Raw genomic sequence first — 22,615 nt, 5'->3', positions numbered from 1 at the left:
TGTCCTTCCACATTCCAAACATGGTGTTCGCCAAAACATCATCATGCGTAATTGGCTTTCCACAACGAGGATGAGTCGTGGAACGATTCTTTGTAGAGTTCTCTGCTCGCTTTACTGCTTCTCGGCGTTTTCCTTGAGTAAGGCCTCGTAGTGGAGAAGCAGGATCCTCAAGGAGCCAACTATCATTTCCGGTCTCGTTACGATTCCACTTTGCAATTGGCCATCCATGGCGTTACGTAGAATCACCTCTGTAATACCTAATGTTTCTTGGATTGATGCCGCTAGCTCGACGCTCCATCTATAAAGCTCAAGCGCTTGCTTTTTATTGTTTTGCGTATCGGAAAGATACAGCCCATCCGAGACGCCCCTAGAGCATTGATGATCGTATCTCTAGTAGCTGATTTCATACTTTAATACTGCCAAATCAGCTATACACGGACGCGCACCGCTTAAGTTTTATGCAAGAAATAGCTCTAAATACGATTGCAGATATAGTGATAGCCCTTTCCAAGCACAAAACAGCTACCCCCTCCATCTTCACATAACGATAATCACGCAGCGCACATAAATTTTGAACCACAAAAACACTTGATAAACAACAACCCCACATATAAATTAACTTAACAATTGATTAACGTTAAAGAAGTTAGGGTTATATGCATCTTCAGACCACTGTTACCCGTGTCCTCATAACCACCACCGTTGCGCTATCTTTCGCGCTCGGCGCCACAAGCACGCTGGCTCATGCAACAGATAAGCCAGTACTGCCCGCATGCCAGAACCTCCAGGCAGAGGTAGCCGCCTGGAATAAGCAGCTCAAAGAGGCCCAATCTTCCACTAACAAGCTATCCAACAACGGCCAATCCGAGGAAGCAATCAAGCATTACCTGGAGATAAGTCAGCAGCACCTCCAAAGGTGCATTGCAAATCCTCCTAGACTGCCAAACTTTGGACTGTCCTCGTCTTTCCCTCTATTTATGAGCACATTATCTAGCTGACAGAAGCCCCCTTCCCCTTTCTCCAACCCAAAAAACAGCAGCGCAACAAAAAGTCGAGGCCTCGACTTAAGTCAGAGAGTAATCAGTCGCTACTGCACGTTAGCTAGTCTTCTTGGTAACCGGCTCCGCGTGGTGTCCCACGTGCGCTTCACGACGCATCCGCTCAACCATGTGCGGATAGTGGAGCTCGAACGCAGGACGCTCGGAACGAATACGTGGCAGCGAAGTGAAGTTGTGTCGTGGTGGCGGGCAAGAGGTAGCCCACTCCAAGGAGTTTCCATAACCCCATGGGTCGTCGACGGTAACAACCTCGCCGTAGCGCCACGACTTGATGACGTTCCAGATGAATGGCAGCACAGACATTCCGAGGAGGAACGAGAAGATCGTAGAGATCTGGTTCAGAGTGGTAAAGCCATCCGAATCAAGGTAGTCAGCATAACGACGCGGCATGCCCTCATTACCCAACCAGTGCTGGACCAGGAAGGTTCCATGGAAGCCCACGAAGGTGATCCAGAAGTGGATCTTGCCCAGACGCTCGTCGAGCATGCGTCCGGTCATCTTGGGGAACCAGAAGTACACACCAGCGAAGGAAGCAAACACCACGGTACCGAACAAGGTGTAGTGGAAGTGAGCAACTACAAAGTAGGTATCAGAGATGTGGAAGTCTAGCGGAGGCGAGGCCAGCATGATGCCGGTCAAACCACCAAAGAGGAAGGTCACCAGGAAGCCCATGGTCCATGTCATCGGAGTCTCCCAGGAGACATGTCCCTTCCACATCGTTCCAAGCCAGTTGAAGAACTTCACGCCGGTAGGAACCGAGATCAAGAAGGTCATGAAGGAGAAGAACGGGAGCAGGATTGCGCCGGTAACAAACATGTGGTGTGCCCACACGGCCATAGACAGCGATCCGATCGACAGCGTTGCAAAGACCAGGCCGATGTAACCGAACATTGGCTTACGTGCGAAGACCGGGATGATCTCGGAGACGATTCCGAAGAACGGAAGCGCGAGGACGTATACCTCGGGGTGTCCGAAGAACCAGAACAGGTGCTGCCACATGATGGCGCCGCCGTTGCCCGGATCGAAAAGGTGTCCGCCAAGCTTACGGTCGTACAGCACACCTAGGGCGGCAGCAGTCAAGAGCGGGAAGATCATGAGAACCAGGACGGATGCCACGAAAATGTTCCAGCAGAAAATTGGCATGCGGAACATGGTCATACCCGGAGCACGCATACACAGGATCGTGGTGATCATGTTGATAGCGGAGGAAATCGTGCCCACGCCAGTTGCACCAACGCCAACAATCCACATGTCCGAGCCAATTCCCGGGGAGTGAATGGAGTCTGCCAGCGGGAGGTACATTGTCCAGCCGAAGTCCGCAGCACCACCAGGGGTGAGGAAGCCGGAAAGCATGGCAACGGCACCAATCATGGTGACCCAGAAACCAAAAGCATTCAGACGAGGGAATGCAACGTCCGGGGCACCAATCTGCAAAGGCAGGATGTAGTTAGCAAAGCCCCACACGATGGGAGTACCAAACAAAAGCAGCATCACGGTGCCGTGCATCGTGAAGAGCTGGTTGAACTGTTCGTTTGAGAGGTACTGCAGCCCTGGAGAGAAAAGCTCCGCGCGGATAAGCAGTGCCATAAGTCCACCGAGGAAGAAGAACACAAAGGACATGATGATGTACATGATGCCCAGTTGCTTGTGATCGGTGGTGGTTAGCATTTTCCAGGCCAGGGTGCCCTTACGGGCACCGCCGGTCGGCGCGGGCCTTGTTGGCTCGGAGTAATTCTCGAGTCTCAGCGCCACAGCGGTCATACGATCCTCCTGACTTGTGAGCCGCCTCGCCCCAAGTGACGAAGACGACTAAATTTACACTGCCCCATCTTATGGCAGCGTAAGTACGTAAGCCAGCCACAGCCGGCTGGAATTCAGCTAAGTTTATGCGCGATGACCTGCAAAACGAAATGTCTATCTGGGGTTTTACATAACCGGGCAACCAATTCCGCTAAAAGTACAGCATTTTCCAGATAGTTCCAGTGATACGCACCACATAGTAAAAAGGGTGCGTTTTTATACGCCACCCCCACAAAGCGCCCCTACCCCACCCCCAGCGGTTATCAATCCAAAGGATGAATGGGGTGTCAGATCACATTTTCCATTTCAAAGCAGGTTCCGCCCAAGGCCCCCATACACCCAATTCCCCTTGCTCAAAAATAGACAAAACCGCTGCACAAGAGGAATTCAAGAAGAATTTTTGCACGGCGGTTATTCGCTGTTTTTCTAGCACTCCCTACTAGAAGTCCCAGTCATCATCGGTGGTGTTTTCGGCTTTACCGATCACATAGGAGGAACCAGAGCCAGAGAAGAAATCATGGTTCTCATCGGCGTTAGGTGACAACGCAGAGAGGATTGCCGGCGAAACCTTGCACTCGTCAGCCGGGAACAATCCCTCATATCCCAAGTTATTGAGCGCCTTGTTGGCGTTATAACGCAGGAAGCGCTTTACATCTTCAGTCCACCCCAGATCATCATAGAGATCTTCCGTGTACTGAATCTCGTTATCATAGAGGTCATAAAGAAGGTCAAATGTATATTCCTTCAATTCTTCCTGACGCTCTGGCGTTTGCTGTCGTACGGCCTGCTGATACTTGTATCCGATGTAATAACCGTGCACGGCCTCGTCACGAATAATCAGTCGGATAATGTCTGCCGTGTTGGTCAGCTTGGCATGGCTCGACCAGTACATGGGCAGATAGAAGCCGGAGTAGAAAAGGAATGACTCCAGAAGTGTCGAGGCAACTTTCCGCTTCAGCGGGTCATCGCCCTCATAGTAGGAAAGAACGATTTTGGCCTTTTTCTGAAGGTTCTCATTCTCTTCCGACCACCGGAACGCCTCGTTAATCTCCCCGGTGGAGGCAAGCGTCATAAAGATGTTGGAATAAGACTTGGCGTGCACGCTTTCCATGAAGGCAATGTTGGTATATACAGCCTCTTCGTGCGGGGTGATCGCGTCTGGAATCATCGACACGGCGCCAACCGTACCCTGGATCGTGTCCAGCATGGTCAGACCAGTAAAGACCCGCATGGTGGTGGTCTTTTCCAGATCATTGAGAGTTCCCCAGCTCTTCAAGTCATTAGAGACTGGGACTTTTTCAGGGAGCCAGAAGTTACCGGTTAGGCGATCCCACACCTCAAGATCTTTTTCATCAGGAATGCTATTCCAGTTAATTGCAGAGACCGGCTTTTTATGTGATTCGAGATAAGAATCGTAAGACTCCACCGTTTCACCTTTCCTACTTCGGAATTTTCCCTGCCTTACCCAGCAGTCAAAAGCATGCCGCTTTTCGACGCACAACGGCCAGCCTTACGCACAGACCCGGGGCAGCTTATTACTCGTCGATTCTACCCCACAACGCCCCGGAAGGAACTATAAGGCTCCCCACTTCTTCGACCGGCAGCAACTACCCAACAACAACCAAAATGTAATCTTAGTCACACAATTCCGCGACCCCATAGGGTGCCATACCCTAAGTTAAACCTGAGCGCACATCCAAGCCACCTGCCCCAAAAGTGTGGCCTTTACCACCTTCTAGCTTTTCATTTCACTTTCAGTAGCACTTTACTTACCGCCACAATCCCCGCCATTAAGTTAGGCAACCCAACAACAAAAATCCCTGTTATGCTGGGCTAACTTAAGGTGACACATCCGTTATTGCTACTTAGTATCACTTCCATGAGTATCAATGAAAATCTAGCAGCAGCCCTTAACAACCAGATCACCGCCGAACTTGAAGCTTCCATGGTTTATCTTCAGCTTTCCTACATCCTGGACGATCTTTCTCTCACCGGAATGCGCAACTGGATGCAGGCTCAGCATAAGGAAGAGCTCGATCACGCGGCTCAGTTCTCTAAGCACCTTCTTGATCGCGACTACCGCCCGCAGATCGGCGATATTGCACCGCCGAAGCTCGATGCGAATTCTGCAATCGAAGCATTCGAGGCTTCCCTCGCACACGAGCAGAAAGTCACGGCCATGATCCGCGAGCTCGCAGAGATCGCCGATTCCGTCAAGGATTACGATTCACGCCCGCTCATCGATCGCTTCCTAGAAGAGCAGATTGAAGAGGAAGCAACCGTCAAGGAGATCCTGGATCGCCTGCGCATCGCAGATACTGGTTCCGGAATCTTGCGTATCGACGCCGAGCTCGCCGAGCGCTAAACTGCCCAGCGCACGCTGAGAAAAAAGGGGGATGGCCCACCGCTTTCGCGGTGGGCCATCCCCTTTTTGAGGTTAGAGCATGCAGCTAACGCAGCCCTCTACTTCAGTTCCCATCAGGGCTACCTGACGCAGACGGATGTAGTACAAGGTCTTAATGCCCTTTCTCCAGGCATAAATCTGTGCACGGTTAATATCACGGGTAGTCGCACTGTCCTTGAAGAACAATGTCAACGACAACCCCTGATCCACGTACTTCGTCGCTACGGCGTACGTGTCAATAACCTTTTCAAAGCCGATCTCATAGGCATCCGCAAAATAGTCGAGGTTCTCGTTATCCATGTGGGGCGCTGGATAATAAACGCGACCGATCTTGCCCTCTTTCCTAATCTCAATCTTGGATGCGATTGGGTGAATAGAAGAGGTTGAGTGGTTGATATAGGAAATCGATCCCGTTGGTGGCACGGCCTGAAGGTAACGGTTATAGAGACCATGAGCGGCCACGGCGTCCTTAAGGTCTGCCCAATCAGCGGCCGTTGGCGTATAGATCGAGGAGTCCGCAAAAATCTTTGCTACCTTTTCGGTCTTAGGCGCAAAATCTGCGGGATCAAAGTCATCAAAGTATTCGCCAGTCGCATACTTGGAGGTCTCAAAGCCGGCGAAAGTACGTCCGCGTTCGCGAGCCAGCTTATTGGAGGCCACCAAGCACTGGTAGAGAACAGCGGCAAAGTAGGCGTTGGTAAAGTCGAGGCCTTCTTCAGAGCCATAGTAGATGTGCTCGCGGCCAAGGTAGCCGTGAAGGTTCATCTGACCAAGACCGATAGCGTGCGCTGCGTCGTTGCCTTTGCGAATCGACGGAACCGAGTTGATAGCAGTCTGCTCTGATACTGCGGTAAGTCCGCGGATCGCTGTCTCGATGGTCTTGGCAAAGTCTGGTGAGTCCATCGTCATCGCGATGTTCAGCGAGCCCAGGTTACAAGAAATGTCTTCGCCAACTTCCTCGTACGTAAGATCGTCGTTGAATAGGGACGGGGTGTTCACCTGAAGGATCTCGGAACAGAGATTGGACATGTTCACGCGACCCTCGATGGGGTTTGCCTTGTTCACAGTGTCCTCGAACATGATGTACGGGTAACCAGATTCAAACTGAATCTCCGCGATGGTCTGGAAGAACTCGCGCGCGTTGATCTTGCTCTTACGGATCCGTGGGTCCTCCACCATCTCGGCGTAGTGCTCGCTCACAGAGATGTCGGCAAAGGCTTTACCGTAGACGCGCTCAACGTCGTAGGGGCTAAACAGGTACATGTCGTCGTTACGCTTAGCCAGCTCGAAGGTGATGTCCGGGATCACAACACCCAATGAAAGCGTCTTGATGCGGATTTTTTCATCTGCGTTTTCGCGCTTGGTATCCAGGAAGCTCAGGATGTCTGGGTGGTGTGCGTTGAGGTACACGGCACCTGCGCCCTGGCGTGCACCAAGCTGGTTTGCGTAGGAGAAAGAATCCTCAAGCAGCTTCATCACTGGGATCACACCGGAAGACTGGTTCTCAATCTTCTTAATGGGTGCGCCAGCCTCACGCAGGTTGCTCAGGAGCAAGGCAACGCCGCCGCCGCGCTTGGACAGCTGCAGCGCGGAGTTGATGGAACGCCCGATGGACTCCATGTTGTCCTCAATACGCAAGAGGAAGCAGGACACGGGCTCGCCGCGCTGTGCCTTACCGGAGTTGAGGAAGGTAGGGGTAGCTGGCTGGAATCGACCAGTCATGATCTCATCAACGAGGTTGCGGGCGAGGTTCTGGTCGCCGTCGGCAAGCGTTAGCGCGACCATGCACACGCGATCCTCGAAGCGCTCAAGATAGCGGCGTCCGTCGAAAGTTTTTAGCGTGTAGGAGGTGTAGTACTTATACGCCCCAAGGAATGACTTGAAACGGAACTTGTGGGCATACGCCTGCTTGAAGAGGTCCTTAATAAACGCGAACTCATACTTCTGGATAATTTCGGGCTCGTAGTAGTTGTTCTCAACCAAGTACTCAATCTTTTCCTCAAGATCGTGGAAAAAGACAGTGTTTTGGTTAACGTGCTGCAAAAAGAACTGATTTGCAGCTTCACGATCCTTATCAAACTGGATCTTTCCATCCGCGTTATAAAGATTGAGTAGCGCGTTAAGCGCGTGGTAGTCGAGTTGTTCGATGCGAGACACCGGCTCAGCAACGTGTTTTCCCAAAGATTGCGACACGAAGAAACCTTTACCTTTTCAAATAATGGTGATGTGCGGATATAGAAAATGTTATGAAATTAGACTCTTCTCGGAGTCAACGCTCACGGAGAAGGCGAGTATTAAATAATGGGACCCCACGGTTCTACGGAAACGAGCGAGCCCCTTGTTTTACGCCACAGGCTCAGGAAGCAGGCCCAGCGCAGCCGCGTTGCCAAGCAAGCCATCGCGGACCAGCCGAACGTCTTCATCCGTACCCAAAAGCTCAAACCGATACACGTAGGGCACCTTGCATTTGGCTGCGATCATGTCTCCGGCTTTGCCAAAGTCAAGGCCAAAGTTAGAGTTGCCTCCTGCGATAACCGCGCGCAGCAGCCCTCTATTGTGCTCATTGTTAAGGAAGCGGATCACCTGCGCCGGAACTGGCCTAGTATTGCCACCGCTTATCGACGCTCCCCCGCCATACGTGGGACACACCAGTACATAGGGTTCGTCCACAACCAGTTCAGGGGAAGACTTATGCAATGGGATTCGCTTGGCAGGAAAACCTAGTTTGTGCACGAATCTCTTCGTGTTCTCCGTTGCAGAAGAAAAATAGACGACGAGCATCTCCGGCTACCTTCCTAAACATTGCGTCCTGGCTCTTATGTATAAAAGCCCAAGCAAGACCTATTGTCTCACTCGGGCTTTCCTAGAAGTCCCTGGCCCCGTCACGGCGCTCAGAAGACAAGGTCATTAGGCAACCTGTGCCACCAGCGAGCTGATGCGCTCGGGGCGGAAGCCTGACCAGTGCTCACCGTTTACCTCAACGACCGGAGCCTGGAGGTAACCAAGAGCCATCACGTAATCGCGGGCTTCATCGTCGAGGCTGATATCTACGAGCGTGTAATCAAGTCCTGCACGATCGAGGGCTTTTTTGGTGGCATTGCATTGAACACAAGCTGGCTTGGTGTAGACGGTGATCGACATGGCGCACAATTCCTAACTCTTGAGCAAACGGTCCCTAGGACCGAAACGACATAGTTAACAACGTATGTTGTTCCCCGGAGAACATGCGGTGCTCTATACAAACAACACCACAGCAGAGGGGATACGGGCGGAAATTCTTCATTTCCGCTGTTCTCCGAGCCGTTCCGGCGACACAAGAAGACACTATAGTTAGTGGTCAAAATACGCAACAGGCACAATATATAGTAGTTACATCAAAGGAATTCCCAGTACGGCATTTGCCCCCGCCACTACATCTAGCGGGTGACACTCATGTTCACCCGGCCGAAAGTCACAACAAAGTTTTCCCCGCCCTGCATAAGACCAGCTCACTCCCTCGCTAAAATTTTTTTCGTTATAGAAAAGTTATAGAGCGTGGAAAGTACTCCTCTCCCCAACAATCCCCCTTTTCTCCCTGTACATAACAAAAACGACCACCCCGAGAGGTGGTCGTTTGCAAAAAAATATCCTAGCCCTGGCGAGCCTTGAAACGAGGATCCTTCTTGTTGATCACGTAAACCTTGCCGCGGCGACGGACAACCTGAGCGCCCGGCTTGTTCTTCAGCGACCGAAGGGACTTGCGGACCTTCATCGGGCGCTCCTTTCTTCTCCAAGAAAAGCCATAGAGAGGCTTCACGGTTATTTGGGCACGTTTCCACTCACATGCTTTCGCATAGGTAGAAAACCTGCCATTACACGAGGGATGATGTTATCTTACCAAGCACGCAAATACCAAACCCTGGTGCCCAACGTCCCCGACCCGCTGATCTCGCCTCATTTTTCTACGCCCAACGGCACCCGACGGGAGAAAAACTAAGATGGCATCATGGACACACTACGTAACACGATTAAACGCCGACTCCACACCCAGCCAGCCATCAATCCTGCTGAAGAAATTACAGCACGCGTCGACTTCCTTGCCCACTACCTCGCCTCGTCCGGCGCACAAGGCTTTGCCCTTGGCATTTCCGGCGGACAGGACTCAACATTGGCCGGGCGTTTAGCCCAGCTGGCGGTAGAAAAATTACGCAAGGAAGGGCGCTTCGCAGAATTTTGGGCAATCAGGTTGCCTTATGGTGTTCAATCAGATGAGGCCGACGCCCAAACCGCCCTTGCTTTTATTCAGCCAGACCATAGCGTCACCATTAATATCAAGCCCGCCACGGATGCCTGTGCAGCAGACGTTGCCCAAGCCCTGGGCATAGAAGAACTCGGCGACTTTAATAAGGGAAACGTCAAAGCGCGCCAACGGATGATCACACAGTACGCTTTGGCCGGCGAAAAGGGACTTCTGGTTATCGGCACCGATCATGCCGCCGAAAACGTCACTGGCTTTTTTACCAAGTTTGGCGACGGCGCAGCCGACATCCTCCCCCTCGCGGGACTATCCAAGCGCCAAGGGGCACAGCTTTTACAAGCCCTTGACGCCCCAGATTCCACGTGGCTTAAAGTCCCCACCGCAGACTTGGAGGAAGAGCGCCCAGCGCTTCCCGACGAGGCCGCCCTCGGCGTCACTTATTCCGATATTGATGCCTACATCGAAGGCACCGACGAAGTTTCCGAGGAAGCTAGCGCCCGCATCGAGCACTTATGGAATGTCAGCGAGCATAAGCGCCATCTACCAGTAGAACCAGGCGACACGTGGTGGCGTCGATAAGCCTGCTGCTAGTAACGTCCCGGCTCTTCACCAAAAACGAACGCGCGCCCCGACAACTCCCGGCAGGGAATGCATACAAAGTTGTACTTTAATGTCGGCAGCCATGGGCGCAGGTCAAGAGTCTCTGCACGCTGAATTTCGGCACTATCTTTCACCACATGCGCAGTGCCGCGGACAACCACCGATCAACCAGCTTCTTCATTAAACTGGTCAACCTCAAAGAGCACCTGGGGTTCAGATTCACTGTAAACAGCTTTGTCCCCTCCACCGTGCGTAAATAAATACGTGGCTCCCCCTGCGAGGTGTCAACGACGTAGTTCACCGGAAAGACGTCCATATCGTCTTTACGTCGAACAACGATCCGACCAACGGGCTCGCCGCGGAGCCTTTCTATAATTTCGTCCTGCCCTAATACCCTTATCGCCTCAGAATTGTTATCCATGCCACCCATAATCCCAGCGGCGCACCAAAAAAGCGCGATCTTTACCTAACTGGAATTATATTCGTCACATCTAGGGGTGGCCTCAGGCTAACGAATAATTCCGCCATCGGCATCGACCATCCCCACAAATGGCGGGTGGCTAAACTCCCACTGCTCCACCACCTGAGACAAGACAGTCATCTCCGAATCTGGCCAGAGGGCAGTCAATTCGGGAAAATCCACACTTTCAGGAGTGGTCTCGGCTTTCTCGCGAGAAATCAGTTCTTCAGCATAACGTCGAAAGCCATTATCCCCCGGCTCTGAAATCCATGCCCACACCAGGTCCGCAGCGTCCACAAAAACGGTTGTCCGCTTATCCGGCCGATCACACTCCTCCACGTTTGCCAACCCCGAGCGATAAGCCTCAAACTCGCGAATCCAGCGCAAAGCCTCGCCGGAGACAAGCAGTTTTGTTAGCTTTTCGACGCCCTCACGCGACATAACTTTCTCACCTTGCATGCAACCTATTGTCACATACCGGCCAGAAAAGAACAGGCTTCTGAGGGGTGATGATTTCACGCTTTTTATTTAAGTTTTCACGTGAAACATTTCTAAGACCGAAGGCTCGGCAGCTTTTCTACTATAAGAAGTTTCACTTACTCAAGCCTTGATGCGATATGCGATACCTTTAAATAAAAAGCGAGAGATAAGCGGACCCAATTTAACACTACCCCACACAATCCCCCGCAAAATGTGCATTTACCAGCAATAATGGGATAAATTTTTCCCGATATGGACAAATACTGCCACACGACTAAGCTTAACTAAGATTAAAGACGCGTCAACAAAATCAAAGGTAATTCTTTGTAAGAGATTTGGACCCTAACCGCTGCGCCAGCCAGAACTCCGCGAAAGGAAGCAATGAAGCTCACCACTCCGTCTAAAACCAGTGCCAAACGAACAGCAATTGCGTTAACGTGCGCATTTGCCACTGCGGCTTCCACCCTCGTCGCGGCACCTGCGGCAAGTGCGGCAACGCGGCTCGAAGGGCAATGTGCTGGCATTGACTACTCTTTAACTTCCGTGACGCCTTCCTGGTCTAGCTTTCAACAGGCAAAGGTGGGCGATACGATCACCTACCAGATGAAGATCTCAAATGTTTCTTTCCAAAAAGGAGCTGCCATACTGGGAGTCGCAGCTACAGTACCCCCCGACGTCGACGGCGTATACGCCGAAAATGGACAAGTAAAATTCGTCCACTCACTCGGAAAAAATCCTGAGCTCTTTAACCAAGGCGAAAGTGTCACAGCCTCGCACACCCATGCACTTACTGCTGCCGATATCGAAAAATCAAGCGTTGATAAAAATTAATATTCCACTCACAGAAGAATATGCACAAAACCCCCTCTGCAACGCAATAACCGAGCACACACAAAACCTTAAATCTCCTTTCCTCACCTACGCCCCCTGGGTGGCTGGTGCACTTACCATCATCAGCGCAGCTGCTGGAGCTATCTGGTTCTTCTTCAAAGATCAACTGCCTCAATTATTCCGATAGCGCAGTCACACCCCATGCCCTAATCAAGAATCTCTGGTTAGGGCACCTTCTGTGCTTACCTCCAGGTGCACAAGATCTATTGCATGCACCATACATATCTTTAACAGGCAAATCTAACAATCCCTCTCTCCCGAAAGGCCCTCATGAAGCCCGCCGCCCCCTCCCAAAATCGTGTAAAACGAACAGCAATCGCACTGACCTGAGCAGTCGCCACCGCAGCGTCCGCTTTGGTTGCTGCCCCGACAGCGGGCGCGACAAACAAAATCGAAGACGAATGCAAAAGCGCACCCGCTGTATTGCTCCCCGTGGAAACATCTTGGGGATTCGCCCGGCACGCAGCGGCAGGAGACACAATCAACTACAAAATCTCGATTACCAACACTTCTATGACCAAAATCGATGTCGCCATCAGCAGCCCTCCCGAAATTGACGGCACACCTGACACCATGAGGAAAATCGTCATAAAGCCAATAACCAACGACGGTGATCAGACATACCTGAGTCGAAATGACTTTGCTGCAATTGATTACACCTACACGGTGACGGAAGATGACATCCAAAAACAAGAAGTGACAAAACGACTCACTTTCCCTATTACCGAGAAAGACAGCAGCGAGCCAGCCTGCCACGTTCACGTCGAGCACACGCAAAGCCTTAACTCCCCCTTCCGCACCTACGCCCCCTGGGTCGCCGGCGCGCTTGCCATCATCAGCGCAGCTGCTGGAGCTATCTGGTTCTTCTTCAAAGATCGACTCCCTCAGCTATTCCGCTAATCGCTGTTAGCCCATATAGTCGCTCTACCCAGGTAATCCCGGGGAGAGCGACTTCTTTTTGCACCCAGCCCATAAACAGACACAACAGGGTTGCCACTTTCCCCCTCAAACCTTAATATCTAAGCATGCGTGAAGATACTAAGAAATGCACATTCAACCCGGAGAGCCAATACGCCAACTTCGCCGCCGAGGTGTTCGCCCTGCTTTCGGATGCCACACGAGTGCGCATCATATCATCCTGACTTTGCGCGACACGGAAAAATCCGTCAATGAGCTAGCAGAAGAAATTAGCAAAGCCCCCACGACCACCTCGCAGCATCTAGCAAAACTGCGCTGGGGAAAGATCGTCGAGGCTCGCCAAGATGGCAATCGAGTCTTTTATCGGCTTATCGACGATCACGCCCGCGAGCTCGTCACGCACGCCGTGTTCCACGCTCAGCAACATGTGGTGCGCTCTGCGCCGACGCACCATCGCAATCCTGACGGTTCTATTACTGCCGATATCGAGACTCCTGGCGCTGCACAATGAGTACCTCATCAACAGATATGCGTAGCTTATGGCGACGCATCGACCGCGAAGACCTCGCGCGCACCTTATTCGTAGCACTCTGCGCAGTAGCGCTCGCCCTAGGATTCACGTGGCCGTAGCCGACGATGCCGGTCATCGCGGTTCTTGGCCTGGTGGTGGGCTGCTGGCCAATCGCGCTCGAAGCCTTTGAGGACTTGCGTCATAGGAAGATGAGCATGGAGCTGTCCATGTTCATCGCAATTGTCGCTTCGGCAGCCATCGGTGAGTGGATAACGTCTTTGGTGATCACCGCTTTCGCCCTGGCCGCAGAGATCTTAGAAGATCTTTCGCTGGATCGCGGTCGCGGGGCCTTGACTGACCTGATGACGTTCCTCCCCGAGACAGTGCAGGTCCGACGCGACCATGAGACCATCCTGGTGCCCTTGCATGAGGTTGTCGCAGGAGACACCGTCATCGTGTCCCCGGGTGGGCGCATACCTGTTGATGGGACCGTTATTTCCGGTCAATCAAGCGCTGACCAATCACGTATCACCGGAGAACCCCTGCCTGTGTATATTACGGTCGGCGATGAGGTGTTTGCCGGATCAATCAACCAGATCGGTGTGGTCGAAGTTCGTGCACAACGAGTCGGCACTGAGTCCTCCTACGGACGAATCATCGCGGCAGTGGAACAGGCACAATCCACAGAACCACCAGCACAGCGCCTCGCCGATAAACTCGCAGCATGGCTGGTGTATCTCGCCTTGTCCAGCGCCGTGATCACCTACCTCATTACCCACGATCTCAAGGCCACGATTGCCGTGGTTGTTGTCGCTGGCGCTTGCGGAATCGCGGCTGGCACACCGCTCGCAGTTTTAGCGGCCATCGCCCGAATCGCCAGAAATGGAGCGTTTATCAAGGACGGCGCCCACCTTGAAGCACTTTCTAGCGTCGATACGATTGTTTTCGATAAAACAGGAACCCTTACTACCGGCGTCCCTACGGTCGTGGAGGTCGTGCCGTCGACAAGCATTGACCGCGAAGATCTGCTTACGCTGGCAGGAACCGCTGAATCTTATTCCGAGCATCCGTTAGGGCAAGCTGTCGTCGCATATGTTCGCGCGCAGGGGCTTCCTATCGGCCAGGCTGAAGATTTTGTTTATCAACCAGGGCAAGGCGTGACGGTCATAATCGCAGGTAAAACGGTGCGCGCAGGGAACCGTTCCCTGGTATCAGGTGCGCCGGATACGGTTGATGCCCACGGTACCGCTACTGCCGTCCACATCAGCATCGACGGACATTATGCAGGCACGATTCTCTTGGCTGATGCCATCCGTGATTCCGCGAAATCTGCCATTACGGGCCTGAAGAAACTCGGGCTGCGAACCATGATGCTCACCGGCGACCAGGAGACCACAGCACGGGACGTCGCAACCGAGCTAGGTATCGACGAAGTCCACGCAGGGTTGCTTCCCGACGACAAACTCGCCATTATCGACGCACAACGCACCGCCGGACGCACGATTGCAATGATCGGCGACGGAGTCAACGACGCCCCCGCTCTAGCGCATGCCACCGTGGGGATCGCCATGGGATCAGGCACCGATATCGCTCAAGAAAGCTCAGACGTAGTCCTTATCAGCTCTGATCTCAACGACCTTGCGCACACTGTCCACGTGGCCAAACGTGCCCGAAAAATCATCATGTTCAACTTCATCGGCACCGTTGCCATCGACATCCTTGGCATGGTCCTTGCCTCGTATGGACTGCTCTCCCCCGTGTTTGCAGCGTTCATCCATGTCGAGAAACCGCTTTTATCCTCAACTCAGCTCGGCTCATCCCGCGGCGGCGCTAGGGAGCTGCAGGCCAGGCGACTGTGGTTGGATGACGGTGAAGTGACAAACCGTGCAACATGCGCGGCTATTTTCGGTTAGCGAAAGAAAGCCTCGCTTCCACGCAGCATAGCGTGTGAGGTTACTTGTTTCTCTTGATTGCGTGTTCGTACATTTCGTTTGCTTGTTCCGTCGTGATCTTCCCGCGGAATTTTGCCACCCGAATCTCGGTTAGTAGGTTGTCCATGAACGGCAGGTCGTCGCGCACCGGAATCTTTCTGCGGTCGATTTCCGGACCCTTCGGTTCGTTGTCGAGTGCTCGTTTCACGTCGTCCATCGTCGCTTCCCCTGCTGCGAACTGCTGGATGATGTTCTTTTCCATTAGTGGTTTCCCTTTTCAATCAGACTGTCTGATTAGCGCTTACCATTCGTTTCTTCCCATAACGCTACGCATCGTCACGAATTGATTCAGCTGCTTTTGCCCAGATAGGGCATATCACTTTGTCCTTACCCCCGCTTACCCCAAAATCGCCCGAGTCCGGCACCTGGCCGAATCACGCCCCGATGTTCTCAGTCCCATCAGGCTGGATGCATGGAGCACCATTGGTACTCCAACGGCTACCCCCCCCATGCCTCAGACTACCCAAGATGCCGGTTCGGAATTGAGGCTAGAGCGTCTTGCGACAATCTTTGAGGTGAAGATCAAAGAGTCGGGCGCTAGTGATTCGCCAGGGTGGATCTTTGGGCTGCGGAGCGGGTGCACGGCCGACATCTCGGCGCAATAGTGCGGGCACACAAAGAAGTGACCATTCTATGAGGCAGGCAACAACCAAAAAATAAGGTCTCTATCCTCACCGCACAGGCAAGGCTAGAGGAATCATCTCGGAGGCGGTTTCTATGTCCTCATTAACGCTTTCCCCATTTTTCTTCTTCTTGCGCGTATCCGGGGCTTTACTACCAGGCCAATCCAGCAGGATAGGCGCGCTCAAAACAATAATAAGGAACAGGAGAATCCCGATTATCAAAATCCTTAGCTCTAAGGCGAGAACCCCGCCTTGTTCCTAACCATTCTCACGCAATATGTGTTCAGAGAGTATGTGAGAGACAAAGAAAATAGCCCCCGATACGATTAACGTCAGCGATGTTATCATCGCCCCTGCAATCGCGACTTCCATCCAGGAGGGCTGCCGTACCCAGTGTTTGCCGGAGAATTTTCCTTCTATCTCCTTTATCTGTTTCTTGATGCTTTCCTCATCGTCTTTTTCCCACTCTCTTTCTAGAGCTTCATCCAGGAATTTAAGGTGCTCTAGTCTTTTTCTTTGACGGTAGCTGGAAGAAAAAACTACGTTTTCTTTCGATAGGAAAGAAAAGATCACGTTCTCAGCTGTTAGGAAAGAAAAAATAAGCCTAAAACCTCCGCCACGCCCCAGACCGTACGCATTGGGATAAGACATGTAAAATTTTTACACCCATCCAACCAGTACTGCTACCCGCGGAGATCCACGACAGGAAAGACCCGCTGATAAATCCGCTACACACGTACTGAAATCACTTCCACTGGGTGCTACGTAGCAGAAATACTGCACGACGGGCATACCAGTGAAGATATGCGTCTACCTATTCCATATCGCAGTCTTGCTGGGTCCTATATTCTGCAGGCAGATAAGCAAAAACCCGCTTACCTGAGCGGTAAGCGGGTGAGATGGTTACTTAAACGTTCATTTTGATACAAGGCTCTAGGTGGGTGCATGGAGCGGCTAGGTGGGTGCAAAAGTCAAGAGTGTGGGTGCGCACAACAGTCAAGTGGGCGCACAACCCAAACATTGAGCACCCACTTGCTGTCAATCGGCGACTCAAGACTAGTTCAAGGCCGAACATCGCAGTCAGGAGACCGTGTTGCGTATTGCCTGGTTGGTATCCCGTTTCAGAGGTGCCTCTAGTCATCTTCGTGGTAGGTTTTCGATACCATTTTAACAAGCGTATTCAGCCCCAGAACTCACACCCCTTCGGATCTTCCATAGCGCCTGAATCAGACGTGGTTCTTCGCACGGAGAAGTACGACACACGCATTTCATTCGTGAACAACCACAGCTTCTCGAGCCCTCGCAGGATAACAACGAACTCTTTGCCTTGAATCTCAACCTGATTTTATGAGACATGGTATACTGACAGCACGCTGTCAATAGCAAAGAGAGGAATCTGATGCAGACCATCGCAATCTACACAACTGACACCATGGCAGACTGGGAGTACGCACACATCACTGCAGAGGTCACGCGGGCTAATACCATGCGCCCCGGGATGTTTCGCATACTGTTTGTCGGTGATGGCACGGCTGAGGTGAAGTCGTTGGGAGGCATGCATGTAAAGCCCGATGCTGATCTGGACGACCTCGATCCCGAAAAGATCGCATGTCTAGTGATTCCGGGTGCCGACACCTATTTTGATGGGCACGACCGACTTCTCGCGACAGTGGATCGGCTAATCGCCTCATGCACTCCTGTAGCCGCGATTTGCGGAGCGACGTTCGCGCTTGCTCAGCACGGCGTGCTTGATGATCGCCGGCACACGAGCAATGCCGCCTTGTTCTTGCAGCACAGCGGTTACGCCGGTGGCGAGCACTATGTCGATGCTCCGGTAGTGACCGACCGTGGCGTGACGACTGGGTCGGGAGTGCACTCGGTGGCGTTCGCGGCCGAGGTTTTTCGCATCTCAGGTCTGTTCGGAGACGAACTCGCTGACGCTTGGCGCGAGCTATACCTCGGAGGCGGACTCGCAGAATATGAAAACTTCACGGCCGCCACAGAGAAAGTTATGCATGCTTGACTCCAGAACATTCGACCGCGCACACGCAGCGCCGCTAGCGCGTACTACCGAGGGAGACGCACTCACAGCTCTCGTACTACCGGCATTCGAGTTGAGTGGAGAGTTTCTCGAAGCAGCCGCACTCATCACTCGACCTCACAATTTAACACCCGCGCGTTGGCAGGTGCTCGGTACAACGCTTACCGAGCCCTTACCAGTTGCTGAGATTGCGCGCCGGGTAGGTCGCGGCCTCGCTCGGCAAAGCGTGCAACGCGTTGCCGATGATCTCGTGGCAGCCGGGTGGGCGACGTGGCGCCCAAATCCCAACCACAGGCGCGCAAAGCTGCTCGAGCCAACCACCCGCGGGCGCGACACGGTGAGTGCGATCGAGGCCGAGCAGCATCGGTGGGCAAATGCAGTCGGAGGCAAACTCGAAGAGACAGACCTCAAGCAATTAAACGCGATCATTAGACGGGTAATAGATGCGTCGCGCCTATACCGCGAGAAGCATTCGTCCTGAACCGTATTCATACACAAAACTACAGCGCTGCCAAGAGAATCGATCACAATATGCGAGCCATCAGCCCGCGCGCTTATCATAAACTCATCGACATTAATCACCACGTTGCTCGCAACGTGGTGATTAATGATGTGGGGACTCGTGCTCACGAGTCCCGGCTATTCAGCAGCCATATCGTGGACTACCAACGGATTTGAGCCCGCCAGCTAGCGTACAGATTAGGAGTTAGGTTCTTCGCACCGGGCGACAGGCTGCCGCTGATCGCGTTCGGCACCCGCTGCTGAGTGTGGGTACTCGTCGTATCAAGCAAGGATTGATCCGCCACGGCGACACAGGCTCTCAGTATTCAGCTGAGTGCATTGGTAGGACGCGGCACTTCTGCACGAGGACGAGACCTCGATCGGGCCATTCTACCAGCGCTTCGCGAAGCCGCGAATGGACGAGCCAGAGGTCCGAGGCTTGCTGCTGGAGTACTGCATCGGGGCAAAACAGTGGAGGAAGTGCTGACCCTCTCACGAGAGTTCAACACTTCCCCCTGGGGTACTTTTAAACGTTCATTTTGATACAAGGCTCTAGGTGGGTGCATGGAGCGGCTAGGTGAGTGCAAAAGTCAAGAGTGTGGGTGCATTTGGCACATCCTCGGTGCTTCTGGTTTCAGCGTTTTAGAGGAATCGCTAGATAAAGCGGTTCGTCACATCCAACTTCATCAAGAATGAGATTGTCAGGTAGCGGTTGTTGCCATGCTCCAAGAGCAAGGAATGTCGCCTGAGAAGATGGCGGTACTTCAAAAGGGACCTGCAAGTCTAATCTGACGAATTCGTCCTTGTTGAGGATGTTTTCGATTCGCAGCGTAGTAGCTGTGGGGTTGACGATGGCGTACTGGCTACCGGTGATCCATTCGATTCGAGGCTGATAAGTCGCTCCAGTAGTTAGTGAGTTCTGAAGGTCAGTTCCAGATTTCTCGACTGCCGTCGCGATTGCGGGCAGGTGCTGTTCGAGAACATGAACTTGTTGCTGCGCCGCTTTCAGTTGGTTTTCTGCAGTTGCAGCTGCTTCGATTGCTCGCTGTTCGGCACGTTGTGCCCGCTCTCGTTCTTCTACCGCTTCGGTTTTCGCCTTCTTCGACAGATTCGCCTGATAGTAAGCAAATGCGCCGCCAAGGATTGAAACGACTGCAGCGCCAGCGGAAATCCATGATGCAACATCCATGCACCAATTTTAAGGTCAAGCACCGACAGAATTCTCGGTGCATCCGGCTCAGTCCTTGCTAGTACTGATCTCATCTTTCAAGAGAATGGTGATGACTCCGTCAGCGGTGACGGTGGCGTGGTCGACGAGGGTGTTCCAGGCTTGATCGCTGTATGCGAGTGGTGGCTGGGTGGCGAGGTAGTCGCGGACTTTGATGGCTTGGGCTCGGCGGTGTCGCAGATCATCGATCTGCTCGCTGATGTGCTGGTGCTCGGTCTCGAGTTGATGATGCCGGTCCTCTAGCTCGCGGTAGCGGCGGTCGTAGTCGTCTGGGTCGTGGGCGCTGGATGCTGCGGTGGTGATGAGTTGGTTCATCAGCGTGATGGTTTCTTCGAGCCACTCCCCTAGCCTGTTCTGCTGGGTTTCGAGCTCGCGGGTGTTGTAGATGGTGTCATCGAGAAGGCGCATGGTGTCATCGAGCGAGTCGTTGCTGGTGACCCGCTCGGTCAGGGCTGCGACGAAGGCGTCTTTGATTTGTTCGTCGGTGATGTGGGGCGTGGCGCAGCGATGGGTCTTTTTGTATTTGTTGTTGCAGCGCCAGATGTAGCGGCGGTATTTGCTGGTGGAGTGCCAGACTTTCCGCCCAAAACTGCCGCCGCAGTCAGAGCAGGTGATCATGTTGGCGAAGGGGTGCGTGTTGGAGGTGCCTTTGCCTGCCCGGCGGGCGAGTTCTGCTTGGACGGCGTCCCACGTGGCAGGGTTGATGATGGGTTCGTGGTTTCCGGTGACGTAGTACTGCGGTACTTCACCTTCGTTGACTTTCATGGTTTTGGTCAAAAAGTCGGTGGTGAAACTCTTTTGCAGCAGCGCATCGCCTTTGTATTTCTCGTTGGCCAAGATCGAACGAACAGTAGAGGGCGACCAAATCTGTTTGCCACGCGGGGTGCGGATCTGATCAGCTGTGAGTTCTTTGGCGATAGTTTGCGGGGTTGCGCCTTGAAGGAAGCGGGCGTAGATGTGCCGCACGATCGGGGCCTCAGTTTCGTCGATGGCGAGGTTTCCGTCCTCACCTTTCTTGTATCCGAGCAGGGATGAGTAGGGCACCATGATTTTCCCGTCGGCGAAGCGTTTCCGGTGTCCCCAAGTGACGTTCTCAGAAATGGAGCGGGATTCTTCTTGGGCAAGTGAACTCATGATGGTGATGAGTAGTTCGCCTTTAGAGTCCAGGGTCCAGATGTTTTCTTTTTCGAAGTAGACCTCCACGCCTGCGTCTTTGAGCTGGCGGACGTGGGTGAGGGTATCGACGGTGTTGCGGGCGAACCGGGACACGCTCTTGGTGAGGATCAAATCGATTTTTCCGGCAAGGGCGTCAGCGATCATGCTTTTGAAGCCCTCGCGGTGTCTGGTGGTGGTGCCGGTGATGCCTTCGTCGGCATACATGCCTGCGAATTCCCACTCGCTGCGCGATTGAATGTGGCGGGTGTAGTAGTCGATTTGCGCCTCATAGGAGGAGGCTTGTTCCTCAGCTTCGGTGGAGACCCGCGCGTAGGCCGCCACTCTACGCCGACGCTGAACACCCTGCGCCGTGGCATTGTGTCCGGGTGTTTTCGTGGCAGGTATCGCGGTAACCCGCTTGCGCCGAATTTGCGTCGTGGTCATCGTGCGCTCCTCTCGTCCAGGCTCACCGTCACCGGTGCTTCGCCGCTGGTGGTGTGGATGGTGAGTGTGCGGTCGGCGTTGACGACGATCTTTGTCAGGTGCGTGAGCGCGTGCTCGTCGTCCCAGTCGTCGAGGCCGAGCACGCTGGCACAGACCCTGGTGAGGTGTGTTTCTCGGATTTGGGATGCCCGGCAGGGGTTGCCTTTGCCTTTGGTGGCGGTTTCGCACCACCAGAACTTGTATGTCGACGCGCGGCGTTTCTTGGTGCGACGGTGATAGAACCTGCCACAGACAGAGCATTCGATCCGAGATGTGAGCCCGGTAGTTCCACCTGAGGGTGTGGCTCCACGTCCAAGATGTCTGCGCCGGGCAAACTCGGCTTGGACGGCATCGAACGTGGCTTGGTCGATGATCGCCAGGTGGGATTCCTCGACGAGGTAGCGTGGCAGCTCGCCAGTGTTGGTATGACAGTTCGATTCTGACACTTTTGGCCGATAGTACTTTTGCAGAATCACGCGGCCGGTGTAGATTTCGTTTTCGAGCCATTTACGGATCGTCTTCCCACGAAACTTGGCTCCGCGCCTGGGCGTGATCCCTTCAGCATTCAGCTGGGCGGCTGTGGCTTCGGGTGAGATGCCTGCAAGGAACTCCGTGAATATCCTTCTGATGATCTCGGCTTCGGCCTCGATGACGACCAAGTCACTACCCACGTATTGGTAGCCGTAGGGTTGGCGCGAGTGCATGAATCCGTCGGCGTATTTCTTCCTGATCCCCCATTTGACGTTCTTTGACATGGATCGGGATTCTTCCTGTGCAAACGATGCCAACAGGGTGAGCAGGAGTTCACCGTCAGCGGTGGCGGTGTCGATCTGTTCACGTTCGAACCGCACCGCCACACCCAGGGCTTTCAGTTCACGCACAGTCTCGAGCAGGTCAACGGTGTTGCGGGCAAGCCGGGAGATCGACTTCGTCAAAATCACATCGATGCCGCCTGCCCGGGCAGTGTCCATGAGGTCGTTGAATCCGTCGCGGTGTTTGGTGGAGGTGCCGGTGATGCCTTCGTCGATGAACACACCCGCATAGTCCCAACCAGGGGTGGATTGAATGAGGCGGGAGTAGTGCGAGACTTGGGCGGCGATAGACGACAGTTGCCGTTCGTGTTCGGTGGACACCCGCGCATAGGCTGCAACCTTCAGCCGCTGTGGCCGGGCTAGTTTTGCTGGGATCACCCTCATCTCACCCACGTGCATCAATCTCCTTTCGCCCTTCGTTT

The 22,615-nt window shown here is 53.4% G+C and carries 24 protein-coding genes and 2 pseudogenes; 12 read left to right on the top strand and 14 right to left on the bottom strand.

What is annotated here, in order from left to right; all coding sequences use genetic code 11:
• Positions 1-656 precede the first annotated feature (656 nt).
• A complete protein-coding gene (locus ET810_RS00430) occupies positions 657-998 on the top strand; it encodes a hypothetical protein (protein WP_087454448.1) in 342 nt (113 codons plus the stop codon).
• A gap of 99 nt (positions 999-1,097) precedes the next feature.
• On the opposite strand, the gene ctaD is transcribed toward ET810_RS00430, so the two are convergent.
• Both ctaD and nrdF read right to left on the bottom strand, forming a co-directional pair.
• Positions 1,098-2,819, bottom strand: a complete 1,722-nt coding sequence (ctaD, locus tag ET810_RS00425; RefSeq protein ID WP_087454449.1) for an aa3-type cytochrome oxidase subunit I — start codon at positions 2,817-2,819, stop codon at positions 1,098-1,100.
• 478 nt (positions 2,820-3,297) lie between these two features.
• A complete protein-coding gene (gene nrdF, locus ET810_RS00420; RefSeq protein ID WP_087454450.1) occupies positions 3,298-4,284 on the bottom strand; it encodes a class 1b ribonucleoside-diphosphate reductase subunit beta in 987 nt (328 codons plus the stop codon).
• 453 nt (positions 4,285-4,737) lie between these two features.
• On the opposite strand from nrdF, the gene ET810_RS00415 reads away from it, so the two are divergent.
• On the top strand, positions 4,738-5,223 hold the full coding sequence (locus ET810_RS00415; RefSeq protein ID WP_087454451.1) for a ferritin: 486 nt from the start codon (positions 4,738-4,740) through the stop codon (positions 5,221-5,223).
• Between the two features lie 72 nt (positions 5,224-5,295).
• Here ET810_RS00415 and nrdE read toward each other — a convergent pair whose 3' ends face one another.
• From nrdE to ykgO, 4 genes are all read right to left on the bottom strand, one after another.
• Positions 5,296-7,455 carry a class 1b ribonucleoside-diphosphate reductase subunit alpha gene (gene nrdE, locus ET810_RS00410; protein ID WP_087454452.1) on the bottom strand — a complete coding sequence of 720 codons (2,160 nt, stop codon included), beginning with the start codon at positions 7,453-7,455 and terminating at the stop codon, positions 5,296-5,298.
• 150 nt (positions 7,456-7,605) lie between these two features.
• On the bottom strand, positions 7,606-8,043 hold the full coding sequence (nrdI, locus tag ET810_RS00405) for a class Ib ribonucleoside-diphosphate reductase assembly flavoprotein NrdI (RefSeq protein ID WP_087454453.1): 438 nt from the start codon (positions 8,041-8,043) through the stop codon (positions 7,606-7,608).
• Positions 8,044-8,169: 126 nt separating this feature from the next.
• Positions 8,170-8,403, bottom strand: coding sequence for a glutaredoxin-like protein NrdH (gene nrdH / locus ET810_RS00400; protein ID WP_087454454.1), 234 nt, complete (start codon positions 8,401-8,403; stop codon positions 8,170-8,172).
• A gap of 487 nt (positions 8,404-8,890) precedes the next feature.
• Positions 8,891-9,013: a type B 50S ribosomal protein L36 gene (gene ykgO / locus ET810_RS00395; protein WP_003852698.1), complete on the bottom strand. Its 123-nt coding sequence runs from the start codon at positions 9,011-9,013 to the stop codon at positions 8,891-8,893.
• Between the two features lie 234 nt (positions 9,014-9,247).
• Between ykgO and nadE the strand changes: the two genes are divergently transcribed.
• Positions 9,248-10,078, top strand: coding sequence for an ammonia-dependent NAD(+) synthetase (gene nadE, locus ET810_RS00390; RefSeq protein WP_087454455.1), 831 nt, complete (start codon positions 9,248-9,250; stop codon positions 10,076-10,078).
• A gap of 8 nt (positions 10,079-10,086) precedes the next feature.
• Here nadE and ET810_RS00385 read toward each other — a convergent pair.
• Positions 10,087-10,520: pseudogene (locus tag ET810_RS00385) on the bottom strand (pyridoxamine 5'-phosphate oxidase family protein).
• An 87-nt stretch (positions 10,521-10,607) separates the two neighbouring features.
• Complete coding sequence (locus ET810_RS00380; protein WP_134316359.1) at positions 10,608-11,018, bottom strand: hypothetical protein; 411 nt, start codon at positions 11,016-11,018, stop codon at positions 10,608-10,610.
• 402 nt (positions 11,019-11,420) lie between these two features.
• Between ET810_RS00380 and ET810_RS00375 the strand changes: the two genes are divergently transcribed.
• From ET810_RS00375 to ET810_RS00360, 5 genes and pseudogenes are all read left to right on the top strand, one after another.
• On the top strand, positions 11,421-11,870 hold the full coding sequence (locus tag ET810_RS00375) for a hypothetical protein (protein ID WP_134316358.1): 450 nt from the start codon (positions 11,421-11,423) through the stop codon (positions 11,868-11,870).
• Positions 11,871-12,443: 573 nt separating this feature from the next.
• Positions 12,444-12,830 carry a hypothetical protein gene (locus ET810_RS12195; RefSeq protein ID WP_225870281.1) on the top strand — a complete coding sequence of 129 codons (387 nt, stop codon included), beginning with the start codon at positions 12,444-12,446 and terminating at the stop codon, positions 12,828-12,830.
• Positions 12,831-12,955: 125 nt separating this feature from the next.
• Positions 12,956-13,359: pseudogene (locus ET810_RS00365) on the top strand (ArsR/SmtB family transcription factor).
• On the top strand, positions 13,356-13,478 hold the full coding sequence (locus ET810_RS12925) for a hypothetical protein (RefSeq protein ID WP_259493866.1): 123 nt from the start codon (positions 13,356-13,358) through the stop codon (positions 13,476-13,478). Before ET810_RS00365 ends, ET810_RS12925 begins: the two are co-directional and overlap by 4 nt.
• A gap of 6 nt (positions 13,479-13,484) precedes the next feature.
• Positions 13,485-15,272 carry a heavy metal translocating P-type ATPase gene (locus ET810_RS00360; protein ID WP_225870279.1) on the top strand — a complete coding sequence of 596 codons (1,788 nt, stop codon included), beginning with the start codon at positions 13,485-13,487 and terminating at the stop codon, positions 15,270-15,272.
• A 40-nt stretch (positions 15,273-15,312) separates the two neighbouring features.
• On the opposite strand, the gene ET810_RS00355 is transcribed toward ET810_RS00360, so the two are convergent.
• A complete protein-coding gene (locus ET810_RS00355; protein ID WP_166741056.1) occupies positions 15,313-15,552 on the bottom strand; it encodes a hypothetical protein in 240 nt (79 codons plus the stop codon).
• 247 nt (positions 15,553-15,799) lie between these two features.
• Here ET810_RS00355 and ET810_RS11915 point away from each other — a divergent pair, with 247 nt between their 5' ends.
• Complete coding sequence (locus ET810_RS11915; RefSeq protein WP_166741057.1) at positions 15,800-15,955, top strand: hypothetical protein; 156 nt, start codon at positions 15,800-15,802, stop codon at positions 15,953-15,955.
• Positions 15,956-16,021: 66 nt separating this feature from the next.
• Here the strand turns inward: ET810_RS11915 and ET810_RS12190 are convergent, their stop codons facing one another.
• Positions 16,022-16,159, bottom strand: a complete 138-nt coding sequence (locus tag ET810_RS12190; RefSeq protein WP_225870278.1) for a hypothetical protein — start codon at positions 16,157-16,159, stop codon at positions 16,022-16,024.
• Between the two features lie 72 nt (positions 16,160-16,231).
• Complete coding sequence (locus ET810_RS00350; protein WP_225870277.1) at positions 16,232-16,624, bottom strand: hypothetical protein; 393 nt, start codon at positions 16,622-16,624, stop codon at positions 16,232-16,234.
• A 748-nt stretch (positions 16,625-17,372) separates the two neighbouring features.
• On the opposite strand from ET810_RS00350, the gene ET810_RS00345 reads away from it, so the two are divergent.
• From ET810_RS00345 to ET810_RS11910, 3 genes are read left to right on the top strand one after another with little or no spacing between them, the layout of a single operon-like run.
• A complete protein-coding gene (locus ET810_RS00345) occupies positions 17,373-17,996 on the top strand; it encodes a DJ-1/PfpI family protein (RefSeq protein ID WP_134316357.1) in 624 nt (207 codons plus the stop codon).
• Positions 17,989-18,495, top strand: coding sequence for a MarR family winged helix-turn-helix transcriptional regulator (locus ET810_RS00340; protein ID WP_134316356.1), 507 nt, complete (start codon positions 17,989-17,991; stop codon positions 18,493-18,495). Before ET810_RS00345 ends, ET810_RS00340 begins: the two co-directional genes overlap by 8 nt.
• Positions 18,496-18,545: 50 nt before the next feature.
• Positions 18,546-18,692 (top strand): hypothetical protein, encoded by a 147-nt coding sequence (locus tag ET810_RS11910; RefSeq protein ID WP_166741058.1) that lies wholly within the window; start codon positions 18,546-18,548, stop codon positions 18,690-18,692.
• A 457-nt stretch (positions 18,693-19,149) separates the two neighbouring features.
• Here ET810_RS11910 and ET810_RS00335 read toward each other — a convergent pair whose 3' ends face one another.
• The 3 genes from ET810_RS00335 to ET810_RS00325 are packed head-to-tail and all read right to left on the bottom strand — an operon-like array spanning position 19,150 to position 22,577.
• Positions 19,150-19,704 (bottom strand): hypothetical protein, encoded by a 555-nt coding sequence (locus ET810_RS00335; protein WP_134316355.1) that lies wholly within the window; start codon positions 19,702-19,704, stop codon positions 19,150-19,152.
• Positions 19,705-19,752: 48 nt separating this feature from the next.
• Positions 19,753-21,342, bottom strand: coding sequence for a recombinase family protein (locus ET810_RS12150; RefSeq protein ID WP_134316354.1), 1,590 nt, complete (start codon positions 21,340-21,342; stop codon positions 19,753-19,755).
• On the bottom strand, positions 21,339-22,577 hold the full coding sequence (locus tag ET810_RS00325) for a recombinase family protein (protein ID WP_134316363.1): 1,239 nt from the start codon (positions 22,575-22,577) through the stop codon (positions 21,339-21,341). Before ET810_RS00325 ends, ET810_RS12150 begins: the two co-directional genes overlap by 4 nt.
• Positions 22,578-22,615: the final 38 nt, after the last annotated feature.

Source organism: Corynebacterium silvaticum, from assembly GCF_004382825.2.
In the GTDB taxonomy this organism is placed as follows: Bacteria; Actinomycetota; Actinomycetes; order Mycobacteriales; family Mycobacteriaceae; genus Corynebacterium; species Corynebacterium silvaticum.
The sequence above is the reverse complement of the archived record's forward strand: the minus strand, read 5'-3'. Positions and strand labels throughout refer to the sequence as shown.